Consider the following 17,540-nt stretch of genomic DNA (forward strand, 5'->3'; position numbering starts at 1 on the left):
ATGGCGGTCTCAAGTGTGTCATCGCCGGCAAGCCGGACGCCTACAGAAAGCATCCCCTGCATTCGCTTACATCGCTGGTCAATATGAAGCCAACACTGCTCGAACTCGAAGACGAATTCACCCGCCTCACCCTCGCCCCGGAACTCGGCGCCAGTATCGTCAACTGGACCGTGCGCAGTACCGGCCAGCCCTTGTTGCGCCACGCCGATGAGCACGCGCTGAACACCGGCCTGCCCGGCAAGCTCGGCTGCTTTCCCTTGATCCCCTGGTCCAACCGCATCGCCGATGGCGGTTTCGATTGCCCCGAGGGCTGGATGGCACTGACACCCAACAGCCTCACCGATCCCCTGCCGATCCACGGCAGCGCCTGGCAGCAGCCGTGGGAGGTGGTTTCCCAGTCGAATAATGAAGTGATCCTGCAACTCGACAGCTCAATACCCTTTGCTTATCGCGCCCGGCAACGTTTCCATTTGAGCGCGGGCACGCTGAGCATCGAACTGCACGTCACGCACCTGGCAGAACACGCTGCGTGGCATGGCCTGGGATTGCATCCGTACCTGCCGCGCACACCGAACACCCGACTACAGGCACCCGCCCGGCATGTGTGGTTGTGCGACGAGACAAAACTGCCGACTGAACTCAGCGCATTACCGGTCGAATGGGATTTTCAGCAACTCAAGTCATTACCCGAATCGCTGGTGGACAACGGCTTCTGCGAATGGAACGGTCACTGCCTGATCCAACAGCCCGACCTTGGATACGAACTCGACTGCCAGGCCACCGGCAGCGACTACTACCTGCTCTATTGCCCGGTGGGCCTCGGATTTTTCTGTATCGAACCGGTGAGCCACCCGGTGAACGCGCACCACTTGCCCGGTCGGCCAGGGTTGCGTTTGCTGGAGCAAGGTCAAGCCACCGAACTGGGCTTCACCCTGCAATATCGGCCGCTTCAGGCAGATACCCCCAGCAGTTGACTCAACACCGCTCGCAATTTGCCGGGCTTCACCGGTTTGTTCAGCAAGGGGGCATTGAGCCGCTGTAACGCACGCCGACAATGGTCGGTGCGGTCGGCGGTAATGATCACCGCGGGAATGTCATGGTGGAAATGCTCGCGCAAATGTCGCACCACATCACAGCCGACCACCCCGTGATCGAGATGATAGTCCGCGAGAATCAGTTCCGGCGCCTGCCCGCGCAGCGCCGCCAGCGCAGCCGCTTCATCGGTGGCGGTCACAACATCGCAGCCCCACTGCCCGAGCAACGCGCTCATGCTTTCGAGAATGCTCACTTCGTTGTCGATCACCAGTAAACGGCGGCCCGGTAGCGGATTGCCGGTGCCCGGTTGTGGCACCGCCTGGCTCACGGGCAACGGAACCTCGTCGGATATCGGCACCTCGATGCTGAACATCGAACCACGCCCCGGCAACGAGTACACGCCGACCTTGTAGCCAAGGATTTTGGCGATGCGCTCGACAATCGCCAGCCCCAGGCCTACGCCCTTGCGGTCGGCGGCGCGACCGACATCCAACTGGTTGAACTCGAGGAAGATCGAATCGAGTCGGTCGGCGGCGATACCGCGCCCGGTGTCCCAGACCTCCAGGCGCAACATCTCGCCCCGACGCCTTGCCGCCAGCAGGATGCTGCCTTCATCGGTGTAGCGGCAGGCATTGCTGAGAAAGTTGCGCAGGATCCGTGTCATCAGGCGCAAGTCGGTGCTGATGGCGTAATCGGCCATGCGCACCCGCAGGTTCAAGCCGGCTGCCTGGGCGACGGACTGGAACTCCGACACCAGCGGCCCGAGCAGTTCGTCGAGGCGGTACAACGCGATGTCCGGCTTGACCGCGGCCTGATCGAGCCGGGAAATGTCGAGCAGATCCGTCAGCAGGTCTTCAGCCCCTTCCAGGGCCTGGTGAGTGCGCTCCACCAGCACCTGTTCGGCTTCCGGCAATTTGCGCTCACGCAAAGTCGAAATCAGCAACCGCGCGGCGTTCAGCGGTTGCAGCAGGTCGTGACTGGCGGCGGCGAGGTATTTGTCCTTGCTGTGATTGGCAGCCTCGGCGGCATCGCGGGCGTCGCGCAAGGCCCGGGCGATCTGTTTACGCTGGGTGATCTGCTGCTGAAGGTTACGGTTGGCCTCGAGCAACTCATCGGTGCGCGCGACGACGCGCTGTTCCAGCTCGTCATTGAGTTGCTGCAGGCGTCGCTGGGCCAGTTTGCGCTCAGTGATATCGGAGACGAACCCTTCCACGAGCCCTTCCTGGCCGGGCTTGAGCAGCAGGTTCATCATTACATCGAGGTGACTGCCGTCCTTGCGGCGCAAGCGGGTTTCATAGCCGTGCAGGCTGCGCTGCTGCCTGAGGATTTCGCCGATGGATTCCAGTTCTTGCGCACCGTCGACGAACAAGGTGCTGGTCAGGTCGGTCAGGGAGAACAGAACTTCCTGCGGGTCCTGGTAGCCGAGCATACGTGCCAGCGCCGGGTTGGCGGCGCGCATGCCGTCGTGCAGGCTGGCCTGGAAAATCCCGTGCACCGCGTTTTCGAACAGCCACTTGTAGCGGTTACGCTCGGCTTCCAGATCATCCAGACGCGCGGCCAACTCCGGGTAATGACTCTTGCGCGCCGAATGGCTGCCCAGCCCCAGCAAGCCGGCCAGGGCTCGTTGTTGCTCGTCAGAGGGCTTCGCCATAGACGACCTCGACATCACGCTGGCTGGATTCGCGCGGGTTGGTCAGGATGCACGGATCGTCCATCGCATGCTGCGACAGGAACGGAATGTCCGAGGTCCTGACGCCATGCAAACCGAGGGTTTCGTGAAAGCCAATGGCGTGCTTGAGGGCGATCAGGTGTTCGACCAGGCGCCCGCAAATCTGCCGGTGATTCAAGCCTCGGCAGTCGATGCCGAAGGTCTCGGCGATCACTTTGAAGCGCTCCGGCGCCGAGTTGTAATTGAAGGCCACCACGTGTTCGACGAGCACCGCGTTGCACAGGCCGTGGGGCAGATCGAGAAAGCCGCCGAGGCTGTGGGACATGGCATGCACGGCGCCCAGAATGGCGTTGGAAAACGCCAGCCCGGCCTGCATGCTGCCGAGCATGATCTTCTCGCGCAGGGCGATGTCGGTCGGGTTGGCGATCATTTGCACCAGGTTGCCATTGATCAGGCGCATCGCCTCCAGCGCATGGGGATCGGTCAGCGGCCCGTGGCCGGTGGAGACGAAGGCTTCGATGGCATGCACCAAGGCGTCGATGCCGGTACAGGCCGACAGGAACGGGTCCATGCTCAGGGTAGTTTCCGGGTCGATCAGCGAAACGTCCGGCACCACGGCCTTGCTGACGATGGAGAACTTCATGCGTTCCTGCTGGTTGGAAATGATCACGAACTGCGAGACGTCGGCCGAAGTGCCAGCAGTGGTCGGAATCAGGATCAGCGGCGGGCTGGGCACACGGATGGTGTCCACGCCCTCGAAATCGAGAATGCTGCGTCCGTGGGCAACGACGATGCCGATGCCCTTGCCGCAATCCATCGGGCTGCCGCCACCGACGGCGACAATCACGTCGCAGTGGTTTTCCCGGTACATCTCGGCGCCGCGCATCACTTCTTCGACCCGCGGGTTGGGCGAGACATCACTGTAAAGGCAGTATTCGATGCCCAGGGCTTGCAGGCTGGCTTCGACATCGGCAACCCAACCGGCGGCAATCACGCCGGGATCGCTGACCACCAGGACCTTGCGCGCGCCAAAGGTCTTGGCATAGTTGCCGACATTGTGCCGGCTACCGGCACCGAAGATGATTTCAGGGGAAACGAACTTACGCAGCAGGTTGAGACTCTGGCTCATTGGAAAGCCTGTTTTTATTGTTTTGGAAGGTAGAAACCACACTAAACCATCCAGCTGTGAATGCAATCAGACCAAGGTCATCTGCCCGGATTGGGAATTCATCCGCGGTAGATCAGCCGCGACGCCTTTTCATTGCGCAACGTCAGGTGCTCCATCCCCAACCCCGGCGCCTCGGCCTCTTCGCGGGCCTTGAGGATCACGCCGTGGTGAGGCGACTTGTTGCACACCGGGTCGGCATTGGCGGCATCGCCCGTCAGCATGAAGGCCTGGCAGCGGCAGCCGCCCAGGTCCTTGTGCTTTTCATCGCAGGAGCGGCACGGCTCCTTCATCCAGTCATCGCCGCGAAAACGATTGAAGCCGAACGAGTCGTTCCAGATGTGCTCGACGCTGTGCTCGCGCACGTTGGGGAACTGTACCGGCAACTGCCGGGCGCTGTGGCAAGGCAAGGCCGTGCCGTCGGGGGTGATGTCGAGAAACAGGTTAGCCCAACCGTTCATGCAGGTCTTGGGACGCTCTTCGTAGTAGTCCGGGGTGACGAAGATCAGCTTGCACGGGTGGCCCTGGGCTTCAAGGCGTTCGCGGTATTCATTGGTGATGCGCTCGGCACGCTGCAATTGCTCGCGGGTGGGCAACAGGCCGACGCGGTTGAGTTCCGCCCAGCCATAGAACTGGCAGGTGGCCAATTCGACGAAGTCCGCCTCCAGTTCCAGGCACAGTTCGATGATTTGCGCGATCCGGTCGATGTTGTGCCGGTGGGTGACGAAATTCAGCACCATCGGATAGCCCTGGGCTTTCACCGCACGGGCCATGGCGAGTTTTTGGGCAAAGGCCTTGCGCGAACCGGCGAGCATGTTGTTCACCGTTTCATCGGCGGCCTGGAAGCTGATCTGGATATGGTCCAGCCCGGCCAACTTGAAGTCGCGCACCTTCTGCTCGGTCAGGCCGATGCCGGAGGTAATCAGGTTGGTGTAGTAGCCCATGTCCCGGGCGGCCTTGATCAGTTCGGCGAGGTCCTGGCGTACCAAAGGCTCGCCACCGGAAAAGCCCAATTGCGCGGCGCCCATGTCCCGCGCTTCGCGGAAGACGCGAATCCATTCTTGCGTGCTCAGTTCCTCTGCATGGCGGGCAAAATCCAGTGGATTGGAGCAATAGGGGCATTGCAGCGGACAGCGGTAGGTCAGCTCGGCGAGCAGCCATAACGGCGGTCCGGGCAGCGTCTCACTCGATCCAGAATTGCGCATGAGCCACCTCCAGAAACGCCAGCACGTCTTCGTCGATCCCCGGCACGCCGGGGAAATTCGCGCTCAATCGATCAATGATCGCCGCCACGCTGCGCTGGCCATCCACCAGGTCGAGAATCTGTCCGGCACTGGCGTTGAGCTTGATCATGCCTTCGGGGTACAGCAGCACGTGGCAGTCCTGACGGGGCTCCCATTGCAGACGAAAACCGCGACGCAAGGCCGGTGATTGCTGGCGATCGATCAGGCTCACAGGGCGATCCCCCGGTGCCAGGCATTGTCGCCGGTGACCGTGTGATACGGCGGGCGCGCAAGCTCGTAGGCCATGCTCATCGCATCGAGCATGCTCCACAGCACGTCGAGCTTGAACTGCAGGATCTCCAGCATGCGTTGTTGCCCCTGGGCCGTCACGTAGTGCTCCAACGTGATGCGCAAGCCATGCTCGACATCGCGCCGCGCCTGGCTCAGGCGCGTGCGGAAATAGTCGTAGCCGGCGACGTCGATCCACGGGTAATGGGTCGGCCAGGCATCGAGTCGCGACTGATGGATCTGTGGGGCAAAGAGTTCGGTCAACGAACTGCTGGCCGCTTCCTGCCAGCAGGCGCGACGGGCGAAATTGACGTAGGCGTCCACGGCAAAACGCACGCCGGGCAGCACCAATTCCTGGGACAGAATCTGCTCGCGATCCAGCCCCACGGCCTCACCAAGGCGCAGCCAGGCTTCGATACCGCCCTCGCTGCCAGGGACGCCGTCATGGTCGAGAATCCGTTGCAGCCATTCCCGGCGCACGTCGCGGTCCGGGCAGTTGGCGAGAATCGCGGCGTCTTTCAGGGGGATGTTGATCTGATAGTAGAAGCGATTGGCGACCCAGCCCTGGATCTGCTCACGGCTGGCGCGGCCGGCGTACATGGCTTGGTGGAAGGGGTGATGGATGTGGTAGTAGGCGCCCTTGGCGCGCAGGGCGGCTTCGAATTCTGTGGGGGACATGGGGGTGTCAGTCATTTTGTTCTCCGGGAACTTCTGCGGTGCCTGCACTGGCCTCATCGCGAGCAAGCTCGCTCCCACAGGGTTTGGTGTTTGCCGCGGGTCCATTGTCGAAGCAGGGCCATCGGCTACAGCTCAATACTCATGCCGTCATAAGCCACTTCGATCCCCCGCCGCTCCAGCAACGCCCGCTCGGCCGAGTCTTCATCAAGGATCGGATTGGTGTTGTTGATGTGGATCAGCACCTTGCGCTGGCGGTTGAAGCCCTCCAGCACGTCAAGCATTCCGCCGGGGCCGCTTTGTGCGAGGTGCCCCATTTCGCTGCCCAGGCTCTGGCCGACTTCGCAGACACGCATCTCGTCGTCGCGCCACAGGGTGCCGTCCAGCAGCAGGCAATCGGCACGCTGCATCCAGCCCAGCACTTCATCGTCGATTCGGCCAAGGCCCGGGGCATAGAAAAGCGAGGCGCCGTTGCGCAGGTCTTCAATGAACAAGCCAATGGTGTCGCCCGGTTGCGGGTTGCCGCGATTGGGCGAATACGGCGGCGCGTTACTCACCAGGGGAATCGCGCGAAATTGCAAATGCCCGCAGGACGGGATGCTGAACGGCTGACGGTCGAGACCGACCGGTTGCCACTGCAATCCACCGTTCCAGTGTTCAAGCATGTTGAACAGTGGGAAACCGCTGCTCAGGTCCTGATGCACACGCTCGGTGCACCACACCGCATGCGGACAGCCTTCGCGCAGGCTGAGCAGACCGGTGCAATGGTCGATCTGGCTGTCCAGCAGCACGATGCCGGCGATGGCGCTGTCACGCAGGCGCCGCGCCGGCTGCAATGGCGCAAAACTCTCGAGTTGCGCGCGAATGTCCGGTGACGCATTGCACAGCACCCACTCCACACCGTCGTCACTCAGGGCAATCGACGACTGCGTACGGCGCTGTGCCCGCAGGCTGCCATTGCGCACACCGGCGCACTGGCGGCAGTTGCAGTTCCACTGCGGGAAACCACCGCCAGCGGCGGAACCGAGAACGCGGATGTGCATGGCGGATGCTCCAGGAGGCAGGCCCGGCCAACACAGCGGTTGGCCGGGTGGTCAATCAACGGTTGGCGAAATACATCGTCACTTCGAAGCCAATGCGCAGATCGGTAAACGCGGGTTTAGTCCACATGGGTCATTCCTCTTCTTGTGCCCGGGTGATTCCGGTAGTGCCATTAATGCACGGGGCATCGGGTGCCCGAATGCTACTTTCGAAGGAGTTGGCGGGGTGATTTGGTAGGGGGTGTGCGATCGTCATGCACACACAAATACTGTAGGAGCGAGCCTGCTCGCGATGATCCCGAGAACGCCACGGGGCACCAGGCTTCCCGCGTTATCGTTGACGACCATCGCGAGCAAGCTCGCTCCTACAGGGTGGTTGTCATCAGTGCGAAGTCAGAAGAACCCCAGCGGATTGATGTCGTAGCTCACCAGCAGGTTTTTGGTCTGCTGGTAGTGATCGAGCATCATCTTGTGGTTTTCCCGACCGACGCCGGACTTCTTGTAGCCCCCGAACGCTGCGTGCGCCGGATACAGGTGGTAGCAGTTGGTCCACACACGCCCTGCCTTGATCGCCCGGCCCATGCGGTAGGCGCGGTTGATGTCGCGGGTCCACAGGCCGGCGCCGAGGCCGAACTCGCTGTCGTTGGCAATCGCGAGGGCTTCGGCTTCGTCCTTGAAGGTGGTGATACCCACCACCGGGCCGAAGATTTCCTCCTGGAACACGCGCATCTTATTGTGTCCCTTGAGCAGGGTCGGCTGGATGTAATAGCCGCTGGACAGGTCGCCTTCCAGACGTTCGGCCGCGCCGCCGGTGAGCAACTCGGCGCCCTCCTCCTGGGCAATGGTCAGGTACGAAAGGATCTTGTCGTATTGCTGCTCGGAAGCCTGGGCGCCGACCATGGTCTCGGTATCCAGCGGGTTGCCGCGCTTGATCTTGACGATCTTCTTCATCACCTCGGCCATGAACGGCTCGTAGATGGACTCCTGAACCAGCGCCCGGGACGGGCAGGTGCAGACCTCGCCCTGATTGAAGAACGCCAGCACCAGACCTTCGGCGGCTTTTTCGATGAACGCAGGTTCCGCGTTCATGATGTCTTCGAAGAAGATGTTCGGCGATTTGCCGCCCAGCTCGACAGTGCTCGGGATGATGTTCTCGGCGGCGCAATGCATGATGTGCGCGCCCACCGGGGTCGAGCCGGTAAAGGCGATCTTGGCGATGCGCTTGCTGGTGGCCAGGGCCTCGCCGGCTTCGCGACCGAAGCCCTGTACGATGTTCAGCACGCCCGCCGGCAGCAGGTCGGCGATGAGCTCGGCGAAGACCATGATCGACAGCGGCGTTTGCTCGGCAGGCTTGAGCACGATGCAGTTGCCTGCCGCCAGGGCCGGGGCGAGTTTCCAGGCGGCCATCAACAACGGGAAATTCCATGGAATGATCTGCCCGACCACGCCCAGGGGCTCATGGAAGTGATAAGCCGTGGTCAGCTCGTTGATCTCGGCAGCCCCGCCTTCCTGGGCGCGGATGCAGCCTGCGAAGTAACGGAAGTGGTCGGCCGCCAGCGGCACGTCGGCGTTCAGGGTTTCGCGTACGGCCTTGCCGTTGTCCCAGGTTTCGGTGACGGCCAGGACCTCAAGGTTCTGCTCGATGCGATCGGCGATTTTCAGCAGCACCAGGGAGCGGTCCTGGGCCGAGGTCTTGCCCCAGGCGTCGGCAGCGGCATGGGCGGCGTCGAGGGCCTTGTCGATGTCGGCGGCGCTGGAGCGCGGGAACTCGGCGATCACTTCACCGTTGACCGGCGAGGTGTTGGTGAAGTACTCGCCATTGATCGGAGCGACAAACTCGCCACCGATGAAGTTGCCGTAGCGCGGTTTGAAGGTAATGACGGCGCCTGGGGTTCCGGGTTGTGCGTAGATCATGGTGGGCCTCTGTCTGGGTCGATGCCTGTCGTACTGACAGGCGATAAGCCGATACTAGAGAGCCCCGCGTGCCAGACGAATGCATCGTTGGCAGGAGGGGATCTCGTTATTTGGTCGTAGGTTCTGCACCGATCCCTGTAGGAGCGAGCTTGCTCGCGATGAACCCGAGAACGCCGTGGGGTGTCAGGCTTCCAGCGTTATCGTTAACGACCATCGCGAGCGAGCTCGCTCCTACAAGGGGGTATTCGGTGGGTTCGGGGGTTAGTGTTTGGCGACAAGGTCCTTGGGCAGCTTGAAGGTCCAGAGCATGCCGCCCTGGTTGAAGTCCTTCACCCGCTTGGCCACTTCACCGCCCCACAGCGGTACCGCGCCACCCCAGCCGGAGAGCACCGAGACGTACTGTTCGCCGTCCATTTCCCAGGTCACAGGTGAGCCGAGCACGCCGGAGCCGGTCTGGAATTCCCAGACCTTTTCGCCCGTCTTGGCGTTGAACGCCTGCAGGAAACCTTCCGGTGTGCCGGTGAACACCAGGTTGCCCTTGGTGGTCAGCACCCCGCCCCACAGCGGCGCATAGTTCTTGTGGCGCCAGACTTCCTTGCCGGTTTTCGGATCGATGGCCCGCAGCACGCCGATGTAGTCTTCGTTCAACGGCTTGATGGTGAATCCGGCGCCGAGGAACGCCGCGCCTTTCTTGTAGGCGATGCCTTCGTTCCAGATGTCCATGCCCCATTCGTTGGACGGCACATAGAACAGCCCGGTGTCTCTGTTATAGGCCATCGGCATCCAGTTTTTCGCGCCGAGGAACGCCGGCGCTACAAAGACCGAACTGCCCTTGGCTTCGGAGCCCGGGGCACCGGGACGGCTGGCTTCGTTGTAGATCGGCCGGCCGTTCTTATCCAGGCCGGTGGCCCAGGTGATCTTGTCCACGAACGGGAAGCCACGGATGAACTTGCCGTTGGTGCGGTCCAGTACGTAGAAGAAACCGTTACGGTCGGCCGTGGCCGCCGCCTTGATCTCCTTGCCCCCTTCGCTGTAGTTGAACGACACCAGCTCGTTCACGCCGTCGTAGTCCCAACCGTCGTGGGGCGTGCTCTGGAAGTGCCACTTGATGGTGCCGTCGTCCGGATTGAGCGCCAGGCGCGACGACGAATAAAGGTTGTCGCCAGGGCGCAGGTGCGAGTTCCACGGCGCCGGGTTGCCGGTACCGAACAGCAGAAGGTTGGTTTCCGGGTCGTAATAGCCGCCCAGCCAGGGGGCCGCGCCGCCGGTTTTCCAGAGGTCGCCCGGCCAGGTCTTGCCGGCCTCGCCGCCGGAGATGCCGTTCTCCACCGCTTTGCCATCCTTGTAGACGTAGCCCATATGGCCCTCGACCGTTGGCCGGGTCCACAGCAGATCACCGTTTTTCGGGTCGTAGGCCTCGATCTTGCCCACCACGCCGAACTCACCACCGGCCACGCCGGTAATCAGCTTGCCGTTGATCACCAGCGGCGCGGCGCTGATCGAGTAGCCTTCCTTGTGGTCGGCGACTTTCTTGCTCCAGACCACCTTGCCGGTGTCCTTGTTCAGCGCCACGAGCTTGGCGTCAAGGGTGCCGAAAATCACCAGATCGCCATACAGCGCGACGCCACGGTTGATCACGTCGCAGCAAGGGCGGATGTCATCGGGCAGGCGTGCATCGTATTGCCAGAGTTTCTTGCCGGTGCGTGCATCCACGGCGAACACGCGAGAATAAGAGCCGGTCATGTACATCACGCCGTCCTTGACCATCGGCTGCGCCTGCTGGCCGCGCTGCTTTTCGCCGCCGAAGGAGAACGCCCAGGCCGGTCGCAGCTCCTTGACGTTGTCGACGTTGAGAATATCCAGCGGGCTGTAGCGCTGCCCCTGAACGCCGAGGCCGTTGGTCACGACCTGTTCCGGGTTCTTGGGGTCCTGGAGAATGTCCTGGTCGGAAACGCCGGCCATTGCCTGACCGGACAACAGCATGGCACTGAGTAGCAGGCTCAAGACGAAGGGCTGGCGACGTGCGGGGTGGGTCATGACGGCTTCCTCTGCGGATTGTTGTTATGTCCGGGAAATTTTCCCGGTCTGGTGCAGATTCTTGGGCGCCGCCGCGCTGACAACAATTGGCCGCAATGTGGAGATTGCTAGTTCCTTGGTACAGGGTGGGAGGAGATTCGCAGCGGATTTTGTGCCCGACACAACCCCCCTGTAGGAGCGAGCCTGCTCGCGAAAAACGTCAGACCACCGCGTTCATCCAGGCAGCTTGCGTTATCGTTAACGTCCATCGCGAGCAGGCTCGCTCCTACAGGGGATGTGGGTTGCTTAGTTGCGAATGGAATCCACCCGCGTCATCCGCTCGCGCTCGTAACGCGGGTACAGGTGACTGACGCTGCGGATCAGTTCGTAGCGGCTCAAATTAATGCTGGCGAAGCGTTCGGGGATGGGGCTGCGGATCATCTCGGCCATGTCGCTGCCATTGGCGGCACCGTCGCGCATCAGCTGATCGAGCCAGGTCAGGTAATCACGCATTTGCTCGAAGGGTTGTGGATCGCTCGACACCGGCCCATGGCCCGGCACCACCTGCGTCCAGGGCAAGCCTTGCAGGGTTGCGATGTCCGCCAGCCACACTGACAGCCCGGGACTGTTGGGCGTGGTCAGCGCCCGTTGATAAAACACCAGGTCCCCGGCAAACAGCACGCCGGTTTGCTGGTCGAGAATAGCCAGATCCGCGCCCGTATGCCCACCCAGGCTCAGCAGACGCAGATCATGATTCCCAAAACTTTTCACGCCGGGTGTCAGCGTCTGAGTCGGCAACACCACTTCGGTGCCACGCATCCAGTCGCCGACCATCCGGTACATATTCTCGGCCATGGCATCGCCTTGCTGATGCAACAGCTCGGTGGTGCCGGCCAAGGCGCTGATCGGCACGTCACTGAAGGCCTGATCACCCAGCACATGGTCGGGATGGTGATGGGTCAGCAAGACCTCGATCACCGGCTTGTCGGTGATGGCGGCAATCGCCTTGCGCATCGCTTCGCCGTAGCGCCTGGACGGCCCGGTGTCGATCACCACCACTCCGCGTTCGGTGACGATGAACGCGGTGTTGACGATGTTGCCGCCATTGGCCTTGGCGAAATTATCGGTACTGCCTTCCAGCAGCCAGGTGTCCTGGGCGATCTGCCGGGGCTTGAGCGAGTACTCAAGATCGGCCAGGGCCGGCAGGCTGACGCTTAACACCAGCAACAGGATCCAGCGCATGCCACGCTCCTTGGGGTCAGGGGATCGACGCATTGAACTCATTGCCGCTGTTATCCCGTAGCAGCAGGCGCGTTTGCCCTGCCCCTTCGATGTCGAAGGCCAGGTTGGGGTTTTCGCTGACGGCGGGAAACAGCTCCAGCCGGGCCAGCACGTGTTCGTTGCGATCGCGCAGTTCGGCATGACTGATGAAAAACTCCGGAATCCCGCTCACCATGCCGTTGTCCATCGGATGGGCCACCTGCAACCGCAAGCGGCTGAATTCACCCCGTGGATAACGGCCGCCCAATACTTCGCCGATGTGTTCTTCCCAGCCCGGTTGAGTGCGCACCACGCTCGGCGCGGTGCAACCGCCACCTGCGGCGTCAATCAGGGTCGAACCGACATGCCACACGCCGTCGCGGGTCAACACCGCCGCGCGCAAGGGTGTGGCCTGTTCGATGCGAATACGCAACGACAGCCAGGGCAAAACCAAATTCAGCGGCTGGAAGTCGACGATTTTGGGCAACGGGTTCAGCTCTGCCCAGGCGAGGATTTTCACCACCTCACCCTTGAACGCCCGGGCATCGATTTCCAGCGGCACCTGCCGGGCATCTTCGGCAAAAGGCGGCGCGAGCAGCTTGACCCGCTCGTCGAAAACGAACGGCGCATTGCCCAGCAATTGCTGATGATAGAAAGCCCACATCACCGAAGGCACCGGGTCTTTACCGGGATCGATAGCGTCAGCCTGTGCCGCCAGGCTTAGCCAGCAGACCAACAGACAACTCCCTCGCCATTTCATCGCCTGCTCCTATTGATACATCTCGGGCACGTCATAGCGCAGGCCGTAATGGCCGTAGATGGTCTTCACCGCGCCCTCGCGGATCAGGCTTTCGAGTGCCTCTTCCACGGCATAGGCCAACTGCCGGTTGCTTTCGTGCACCGCCATGCCGATTTCCCACAGCTGTTTGCCCATGTTCGGATAGGCGTTCTCGGCCAGCGCCACTTGCGGGTCAGCCGCTTCATGGACCTGCCAGTCGATTTCGCCACGCATGGCCATCACCGCGTCGACTTCACCGGCCTTCATCGCGGCAAATGCCTGGGGCACGCCGGGATAGTGATGGGTCTTGCCGGCGAGCATGCCGTTGAACACCGAAGTCAGGTAGAACGACGGCACGCTGTCGACTTCGACGCCAATCGGGTGGTGCTCGAACACCGCGACGCTGGCGACCTTGTCCAGACGCCGACGGTCATAGGCCACCTGCCATTGTTCGGTCTGGTACGGACCGAACATCACCACATGGCCATTTTCCAGTTCGCCGAATTCGTTGCGCTTCTGCGCGTAGTCACGGTCGTAGGGCACGCGCATCATCAGGTCGGCCAGTTGCTGGTTGTGCAAGGCACTGGCACGCCAGATGTAATCGCGCAGGTCGTCATCGAGCTTTTCCCCGGCCGGCGCCCAGATCAGCGTCAGGCGTACGCCGAGCGCCTTGGCCAAGGCTTCGGCGAGTTCGACATCGACGCCGCGAGGCTTTCCGGCACTTTCAAAACTGTAGGGGGCGAAGTCCTTGTAGACCGCCACCTTCAGCTCCCCGGCGGCGATCATTTCGTCGTAGTTGCGAACCTGCGCCTGCGCCGCCTGGCAGCACAGCCACAGCGCGCTGATCAACACCGCGAACAGGCGCATGGGTCACTCCTCGACGCGCACGGTGTCCAAATAAGTGCGCACCGCCCACAGGGCTTCCTGGCTCAGGTAGTCGGCCATCTTCGGCATGTACACCCGACCGTCGCGCACGGCGCCATGGCGCACACGCTCGACGAACCACTCATCGCCGGACTCGCCGACTTCAAGCATGCGCAAGTCTGGGGCGATACCGCCGGACTTGGCTTCCAGGCCATGACAGGCCGCGCAGTTCTGGTTGTAGGCCGACGCACCGATTTCCACCGCCTTGTCGTGTTCAGGGGCGGTGCGATAGGGGTTCACCGCGGCCCAGCCGTCGGCATCGAGCTGCACACCGGCGTCCTTGATCGGGGTCAGGCCCTGGGTGGCCACGGCTTGTGGGACCACGTTGCCATGGGCCCAGACGGAACCTGCGCTGATCAAACTGGCCAATAGCCCGGTCACGAGCAAGGCGTTGCGTATTGTTGTCATTGTTATGCCCTCTGGATTGCACGCAAAACCTCTTGGCAGAGGCTATGGCAGCCATCTTAGAAAGCCCTGCGCACAGACCCCATGCTGCTTTGGTGGTCGCCGTCTAATCCCTTGGTAGTAAGGCATTGGACGGACTTCCAAATCAGGTGGCCCACGGGAAGTTTTCCCGGCAACGGCGGGACTTTTTCCGTATCCGCCACCCATCGGGGCGCCCCACCCTGTGCAGGCCAAAACCTCCACTGGGAACTGTAACCATGACAATAAGATCGCTACCCGCCCTTTCCCCCTTGACGCTCGCCGTGCAGGCTTTTTTGCTGGTCGGCAGCCTGTCCGTGGGCGCTGCCAGCCATGCCGAAACGGCAGCGGCCACGCGTAACGTGAGCTGGGAAGACATTGCCAACGATCACCTGACCACCCAGGACGTGCTGCAATACGGCATGGGCACCAACGCCCAGCGCTGGAGCCCGCTGGCCCAGGTCAACGACAAGAACGTGTTCAAGCTGACCCCGGCCTGGTCCTACTCCTTTGGCGACGAGAAACAGCGCGGCCAGGAATCCCAGGCCATCGTCAGCGACGGCGTGGTGTACGTCACCGGCTCCTACTCGCGGGTATTCGCCCTGGACGCCAAGACCGGCAAACGCCTCTGGACCTACAACCATCGCCTGCCGGACAACATTCGCCCGTGCTGCGACGTGGTCAACCGTGGCGCGGCGATCTTTGGTGACAAGATCTACTTCGGCACCCTCGATGCACGACTGATCGCCCTGGACAAGAACACCGGCAAAGTGGTGTGGAACAAGAAGTTCGGCGACCACGCCGCCGGCTACACCATGACCGGCGCACCCGTGCTGATCAAGGACAAGACCAGCGGCAAGGTGCTGCTGATCCATGGCAGCTCCGGGGACGAATTCGGCGTGGTCGGCCAGCTTTACGCCCGCGATCCGGACACGGGTGAAGAAGTCTGGATGCGACCTTTCGTCGAAGGCCATATGGGCCGCCTGAACGGCAAGGACAGTACGCCGACCGGTGACGTCAAGGCGCCGTCTTGGCCCAACGATCCGACCACCGAAACCGGCAAGGTCGAGGCCTGGAGCCATGGCGGCGGAGCGCCCTGGCAGAGCGCCAGTTTCGATGCCGAAACCAACACCATCATCGTCGGCGCCGGCAATCCCGGTCCGTGGAACACCTGGGCGCGCACCTCCAAGGACGGCAACCCGCACGACTACGACAGCCTCTACACCTCAGGCCAGGTCGGCGTCGACCCGAGCACCGGCGAGGTGAAATGGTTCTACCAGCACACGCCGAACGATGCCTGGGACTTCTCCGGCAACAACGAGCTGGTGCTGTTCGACTACAAGGACAAGGACGGCAAAACGGTCAAGGCCACCGGCCACGCCGACCGCAACGGTTTCTTCTATGTGGTCGACCGCAACAACGGCAAATTGCAGAACGCCTTCCCATTCGTCGACAACATCACCTGGGCCAGCCACATCGACCTCAAGACTGGCCGCCCGGTGGAGAACGAGGGCCAGCGTCCGGCCAAACCATTGCCGGGAGAAACCAAAGGCAAACCGGTGGAGGTTTCGCCGCCGTTCCTCGGCGGCAAGAACTGGAACCCCATGGCCTACAGCCAGGACACCGGGCTGTTCTACATTCCGGGCAATCAGTGGAAAGAGGAATACTGGACCGAAGAGGTCAACTACAAGAAAGGCTCGGCGTACCTGGGCATGGGGTTCCGTATCAAGCGCATGTATGACGATCACGTCGGCACCTTACGGGCGATGAACCCGACCACCGGCAAAGTGGTCTGGGAGCACAAGGAACACCTGCCACTGTGGGCCGGCGTGCTGGCGACCAAGGGCAACCTGGTGTTCACCGGCACCGGCGACGGATTCTTCAAGGCCTTCGACGCGAAAACCGGTAAGCAATTGTGGAAGTTCCAGACCGGGAGCGGCATCGTCTCGCCGCCGATCACCTGGGAACAGGACGGCGAGCAGTACATCGGCGTGACCGTCGGCTATGGCGGCGCGGTGCCGTTGTGGGGTGGCGACATGGCCGAGCTGACCAAGCCGGTGGCTCAGGGTGGGTCGTTCTGGGTGTTCAAGATTCCGAGCTGGGATAACAAGACAGCCCAAAAATAAGGTTGTTCACGCATTCCCGGGAAACTGTAGGAGCCGGCCTGCCGGCGATGGACGCAAGTGCGCCGCGTTTATCCGGTTCACGCGCGTTATCGTTAACGACCATCGCTGCGATGCGGCGACCCGACAAGCCAGCTCTCACAAGGGACCGCGTGGCATCCAAACCAGTGAAAGCCCAAAAAAATAAAGCCTCCCCCCCTGTAGGAGCGAGCCTGCTCGCGATGGACCCGAGACCGCCGCTGGGCACCAGACACCCCGCGTTATCGTTGACGACCATCGCGAGCAGGCTCGCCGTCACAAGGGAGCCCAAAGGACCTTGCCATGAAGTATCTACCTCTGCTGCTTCTATTGAGCGTTGCCAGCGCCTACGCCGCCGCCGACGACGACGGTGATGCCGAGCCGTTGATCATCAATGGCTGCACCATCGCCGAACACAGCCAGTGCCCCAATGCCAACCTCAAGGGCGCCAACCTGAGCAACCAGGACCTGCGCAACATGAACCTCAGCGGCGCCGACCTGCGCGAAGCTGACCTGCGCCATGCCCGCCTCGACCTGGCCAACCTGGAAAAGGCCCGCCTGCAAGGTGCCGACCTGACCCGCGCCAGCCTGCAACAAAGCAACTTGCGCCTGGCCGATTTCAGTGGCGCCACGCTAGTGGCGATCCAGGGCTGGGGGATGTTCGCCCAGGGTGCGCAGTTCGAGAACGCCGATCTCAGCGCTGCCTACCTGCAATTCGCCCGCGTCTCCGGAGCCAGGATGCACCACACCAACCTGCGTGCCGCCGACCTGGAAATGGCCTGGCTGAGCAAGGCCGACCTGAAGGACGCCAACCTCAGCAATGCCAACCTGCAAGAGGCCAAGTTGGGCGAAAGCAACCTGGAGGGCGCCATCCTCAGCGGTTCGCGCCAGCACTATGCGAATTTTCAGGATGCAAACATGGAGGGATGCACGGGGTGCCCGACGACGTGGGACAACTGAACTGAATTCATCACCTCCCCTGTAGGAGC

At 62.1% G+C, this 17,540-nt stretch carries 16 protein-coding genes; 3 read left to right on the forward strand and 13 right to left on the reverse strand.

Annotation, left to right across the window (positions count from 1 at the left end):
* The first annotated feature begins 83 nt into the window (after positions 1 to 83).
* Positions 84 to 974 (forward strand): aldose 1-epimerase, encoded by an 891-nt coding sequence (locus B0D71_RS04725; RefSeq protein ID WP_103393704.1) that lies wholly within the window; start codon positions 84 to 86, stop codon positions 972 to 974.
* On the opposite strand, the gene B0D71_RS04730 is transcribed toward B0D71_RS04725, so the two are convergent.
* The 13 genes from B0D71_RS04730 to pedF form a co-directional block, all read right to left on the reverse strand.
* Entirely contained in the window at positions 950 to 2,686 is a 1,737-nt protein-coding gene (locus B0D71_RS04730; protein WP_103393705.1) for a PAS domain-containing hybrid sensor histidine kinase/response regulator, read from the reverse strand. The two genes, B0D71_RS04725 and B0D71_RS04730, sit on opposite strands and share 25 nt — an antisense overlap.
* On the reverse strand, positions 2,670 to 3,833 hold the full coding sequence (ercA, locus tag B0D71_RS04735; RefSeq protein ID WP_103393706.1) for an alcohol dehydrogenase-like regulatory protein ErcA: 1,164 nt from the start codon (positions 3,831 to 3,833) through the stop codon (positions 2,670 to 2,672). Before ercA ends, B0D71_RS04730 begins: the two co-directional genes overlap by 17 nt.
* A gap of 98 nt (positions 3,834 to 3,931) precedes the next feature.
* Positions 3,932 to 5,074 (reverse strand): pyrroloquinoline quinone biosynthesis protein PqqE, encoded by a 1,143-nt coding sequence (gene pqqE / locus B0D71_RS04740; RefSeq protein ID WP_103393707.1) that lies wholly within the window; start codon positions 5,072 to 5,074, stop codon positions 3,932 to 3,934.
* Positions 5,052 to 5,324, reverse strand: a complete 273-nt coding sequence (pqqD, locus tag B0D71_RS04745; RefSeq protein ID WP_103393708.1) for a pyrroloquinoline quinone biosynthesis peptide chaperone PqqD — start codon at positions 5,322 to 5,324, stop codon at positions 5,052 to 5,054. Before pqqD ends, pqqE begins: the two co-directional genes overlap by 23 nt.
* Positions 5,321 to 6,073 carry a pyrroloquinoline-quinone synthase PqqC gene (gene pqqC, locus B0D71_RS04750; protein ID WP_103393709.1) on the reverse strand — a complete coding sequence of 251 codons (753 nt, stop codon included), beginning with the start codon at positions 6,071 to 6,073 and terminating at the stop codon, positions 5,321 to 5,323. Before pqqC ends, pqqD begins: the two co-directional genes overlap by 4 nt.
* A gap of 110 nt (positions 6,074 to 6,183) precedes the next feature.
* Entirely contained in the window at positions 6,184 to 7,098 is a 915-nt protein-coding gene (gene pqqB, locus B0D71_RS04755; protein WP_103393710.1) for a pyrroloquinoline quinone biosynthesis protein PqqB, read from the reverse strand.
* Positions 7,099 to 7,153: 55 nt separating this feature from the next.
* Positions 7,154 to 7,225 (reverse strand): pyrroloquinoline quinone precursor peptide PqqA, encoded by a 72-nt coding sequence (pqqA, locus tag B0D71_RS04760; protein ID WP_003253598.1) that lies wholly within the window; start codon positions 7,223 to 7,225, stop codon positions 7,154 to 7,156.
* A 263-nt stretch (positions 7,226 to 7,488) separates the two neighbouring features.
* The gene (gene exaC, locus B0D71_RS04765; protein ID WP_046037291.1) at positions 7,489 to 9,009 is read right to left on the reverse strand and encodes an acetaldehyde dehydrogenase ExaC; all 1,521 of its coding nucleotides are present in this window, start codon (positions 9,007 to 9,009) and stop codon (positions 7,489 to 7,491) included.
* 261 nt (positions 9,010 to 9,270) lie between these two features.
* On the reverse strand, positions 9,271 to 11,046 hold the full coding sequence (locus tag B0D71_RS04770) for a PQQ-dependent methanol/ethanol family dehydrogenase (RefSeq protein ID WP_103393711.1): 1,776 nt from the start codon (positions 11,044 to 11,046) through the stop codon (positions 9,271 to 9,273).
* 285 nt (positions 11,047 to 11,331) lie between these two features.
* Positions 11,332 to 12,267 carry a quinoprotein relay system zinc metallohydrolase 1 gene (locus B0D71_RS04775; RefSeq protein WP_103393712.1) on the reverse strand — a complete coding sequence of 312 codons (936 nt, stop codon included), beginning with the start codon at positions 12,265 to 12,267 and terminating at the stop codon, positions 11,332 to 11,334.
* Between the two features lie 16 nt (positions 12,268 to 12,283).
* Positions 12,284 to 13,045 carry a quinoprotein dehydrogenase-associated SoxYZ-like carrier gene (locus B0D71_RS04780; RefSeq protein ID WP_103393713.1) on the reverse strand — a complete coding sequence of 254 codons (762 nt, stop codon included), beginning with the start codon at positions 13,043 to 13,045 and terminating at the stop codon, positions 12,284 to 12,286.
* Positions 13,046 to 13,054: 9 nt separating this feature from the next.
* Positions 13,055 to 13,930: a substrate-binding periplasmic protein gene (locus tag B0D71_RS04785; RefSeq protein ID WP_103393714.1), complete on the reverse strand. Its 876-nt coding sequence runs from the start codon at positions 13,928 to 13,930 to the stop codon at positions 13,055 to 13,057.
* A 3-nt stretch (positions 13,931 to 13,933) separates the two neighbouring features.
* Positions 13,934 to 14,395: a cytochrome c-550 PedF gene (gene pedF / locus B0D71_RS04790; protein ID WP_103393715.1), complete on the reverse strand. Its 462-nt coding sequence runs from the start codon at positions 14,393 to 14,395 to the stop codon at positions 13,934 to 13,936.
* A gap of 254 nt (positions 14,396 to 14,649) precedes the next feature.
* On the opposite strand from pedF, the gene exaA reads away from it, so the two are divergent.
* Together exaA and B0D71_RS04805 are read left to right on the forward strand one after the other, a co-directional pair.
* Positions 14,650 to 16,536, forward strand: coding sequence for a quinoprotein ethanol dehydrogenase (gene exaA / locus B0D71_RS04795; protein ID WP_103393716.1), 1,887 nt, complete (start codon positions 14,650 to 14,652; stop codon positions 16,534 to 16,536).
* Positions 16,537 to 16,854: 318 nt separating this feature from the next.
* The gene (locus B0D71_RS04805) at positions 16,855 to 17,511 is read left to right on the forward strand and encodes a pentapeptide repeat-containing protein (protein WP_103393718.1); all 657 of its coding nucleotides are present in this window, start codon (positions 16,855 to 16,857) and stop codon (positions 17,509 to 17,511) included.
* The last annotated feature ends 29 nt before the right edge of the window (positions 17,512 to 17,540 follow it).

The sequence above is a fragment of the Pseudomonas laurylsulfativorans genome, from assembly GCF_002906155.1.
GTDB lineage: Bacteria > Pseudomonadota > Gammaproteobacteria > Pseudomonadales > Pseudomonadaceae > Aquipseudomonas > Aquipseudomonas laurylsulfativorans.

Bases quoted from the DNA above. Each gene is read 5' to 3' on its own strand.
- pedF (WP_103393715.1), bottom strand. From the start codon at position 14,395: ATGACAACAATACGCAACGCCTTGCTCGTGACCGGGCTATTGGCCAGT.
- B0D71_RS04770 (WP_103393711.1), bottom strand. From the start codon at position 11,046: ATGACCCACCCCGCACGTCGCCAGCCCTTCGTCTTGAGCCTGCTACTC.
- B0D71_RS04780 (WP_103393713.1), bottom strand. From the start codon at position 13,045: ATGAAATGGCGAGGGAGTTGTCTGTTGGTCTGCTGGCTAAGCCTGGCG.
- B0D71_RS04805 (WP_103393718.1), top strand. From the start codon at position 16,855: ATGAAGTATCTACCTCTGCTGCTTCTATTGAGCGTTGCCAGCGCCTAC.
- pqqE (WP_103393707.1), bottom strand. From the start codon at position 5,074: ATGCGCAATTCTGGATCGAGTGAGACGCTGCCCGGACCGCCGTTATGG.
- pqqB (WP_103393710.1), bottom strand. From the start codon at position 7,098: ATGCACATCCGCGTTCTCGGTTCCGCCGCTGGCGGTGGTTTCCCGCAG.
- B0D71_RS04785 (WP_103393714.1), bottom strand. From the start codon at position 13,930: ATGCGCCTGTTCGCGGTGTTGATCAGCGCGCTGTGGCTGTGCTGCCAG.
- B0D71_RS04730 (WP_103393705.1), bottom strand. From the start codon at position 2,686: ATGGCGAAGCCCTCTGACGAGCAACAACGAGCCCTGGCCGGCTTGCTG.
- ercA (WP_103393706.1), bottom strand. From the start codon at position 3,833: ATGAGCCAGAGTCTCAACCTGCTGCGTAAGTTCGTTTCCCCTGAAATC.
- exaC (WP_046037291.1), bottom strand. From the start codon at position 9,009: ATGATCTACGCACAACCCGGAACCCCAGGCGCCGTCATTACCTTCAAA.
- pqqC (WP_103393709.1), bottom strand. From the start codon at position 6,073: ATGACTGACACCCCCATGTCCCCCACAGAATTCGAAGCCGCCCTGCGC.
- B0D71_RS04725 (WP_103393704.1), top strand. From the start codon at position 84: ATGAAGCCAACACTGCTCGAACTCGAAGACGAATTCACCCGCCTCACC.
- B0D71_RS04775 (WP_103393712.1), bottom strand. From the start codon at position 12,267: ATGCGCTGGATCCTGTTGCTGGTGTTAAGCGTCAGCCTGCCGGCCCTG.
- exaA (WP_103393716.1), top strand. From the start codon at position 14,650: ATGACAATAAGATCGCTACCCGCCCTTTCCCCCTTGACGCTCGCCGTG.